Source organism: Lentzea indica (genome assembly GCF_012184385.1).
Lineage (GTDB): Bacteria > Actinomycetota > Actinomycetes > Mycobacteriales > Pseudonocardiaceae > Lentzea > Lentzea indica.
This window is the reverse complement of sequence record NZ_VSRL01000535.1, coordinates 1-1,505: the sequence shown is the minus strand read 5'-3', so window position 1 is coordinate 1,505 and position 1,505 is coordinate 1. Positions and strand designations below refer to the sequence as shown.

The 1,505-nt window shown below is 69.0% G+C and carries 1 protein-coding gene; it reads right to left on the bottom strand.

Features of this window, described 5'->3' with window-relative positions; all coding sequences use genetic code 11:
- Positions 1–27: 27 nt before the first annotated feature.
- Positions 28–1,254 (bottom strand): IS110 family RNA-guided transposase, encoded by a 1,227-nt coding sequence (locus tag FXN61_RS49375; RefSeq protein ID WP_167980630.1) that lies wholly within the window; start codon positions 1,252–1,254, stop codon positions 28–30.
- Positions 1,255–1,505 lie beyond the last annotated feature (251 nt).

The window sequence follows — 1,505 nt, the reverse complement described above, 5'->3', positions numbered from 1 at the left end:
CTGAGAGACATCCCAGGAGCGTAGATGTCAAGCCGCAGCGGAAGTGACGTGATGGGACCAGGCGGTCGTTTCGTCGTAGAGGGTGCCGGTTTTGAGGCATCCGTGGAAGATGCCGACAAGTCGGTTGGCGACTTGGCGCAGGGCGGCGTTGTGCCCGGCCCCGCGGGCGCGCTGCCGGTCGTAGTAGGCCCGTGCTCCGGGCGAGGCCTTCAACGCGGCGAACGCCTGGGCCAGCAGCGCATCGATCAGCCGGTCGTTGTGGACGAACCGGGCCAGAGCGACCTTCTTCTTGCCAGATGCGCGGGTGATCGGCGACGTGCCCGCGTAGTTCTTGCGGGCCTTGGCACAGGCGTACCGGTCGGGGTCGTCCCCGAACTCTGCGAGCACCCGAGCGCCGAGAACCAGTCCCAGGCCAGGCTGGGACAGGATGATCTCAGCGGCCGGGTGCTGCCCAAAATGGGTCTCCACCTGCCCCTGCAAGGTTTTCACCTGAGTGTTCAGCACGGTCAGGACCGCGATGATCGCCTGGACCGAGGCGGCATAGGCGTCCGCCACGATCTCGGGCTGGCCGAGGTGCTCCGCCCGCAGCGCGGCCTGGATCACGCTGGCTTTCTCGGCGATGTTCTTGCGGCGCGCGCGTGTGAGCGCGCCGCTGATCTGGGCGATCGTCAGCCGGGCGGCCCGTGCCGGGGTGGGTGCTTTGGCCAGCAGTTCCAGGGTGTCGGCGGCGTCGAGATCCTCGAACGCGACCAGCGCGGCGGGGAAGTAGTCGCGCAGCGCGTGCCGCAGCCGCTGGGTGTGACGGGTGCGTTCCCAGATCAGCGTCTTGTGGATGCGGGCCACGACCTTGACCGCCTCGGCCTCGGCGCTGTCCCCGGCGACCGGCCGCAGCTCGTGGGAGTGGGTGCGGGCCATGTCCGCCAGCACGTGCGCGTCACCGGCGTCGCTCTTGGCCCCCGACACGCCCAGCCGGTCCCGGAATCTGGCCGCCTGCAACGGGTTGACCGCCAGCACCGTGTAGCCGGCCGCGACCAGGGCCGCCACCCACGGGCCCCGGTCGGTCTCGATCCCGACCAGCACCTCCACGTCCTCGTCGTCGGTCTCGCCGAGCCGCTCGCCGATCATCGCGTGCAACCGGGCCATCCCCGCCACGCCCTCGGGCAGCCGGGCCTTGGCCAGCCGGCGACCCGAGCTGTCCATCAGCTCGATGTCGTGATGGTCCTCGGCCCAGTCATCCCCTACGAACAGCCGCAACGGTCCTCCCGCCCTCGATCCCGATCAATCCTGTGCAGCCTGCGGGAGAACCATCAGCGACCTAATCAAGCAGTGCTTCCCGCCACGAACACGCGGGACACGACATCCCAGCAGCGATCGACTCTCCCGGCCTACCGGCGGGCGCACGGTCTCTCAGCAGGACTCAACGTCCAGGACAAACGAGTGCTCACCCGCCGGTCGGCCACCACCAGGAGTGTGCCGGATGGCCACTCCCAGAACTGATTAGGACA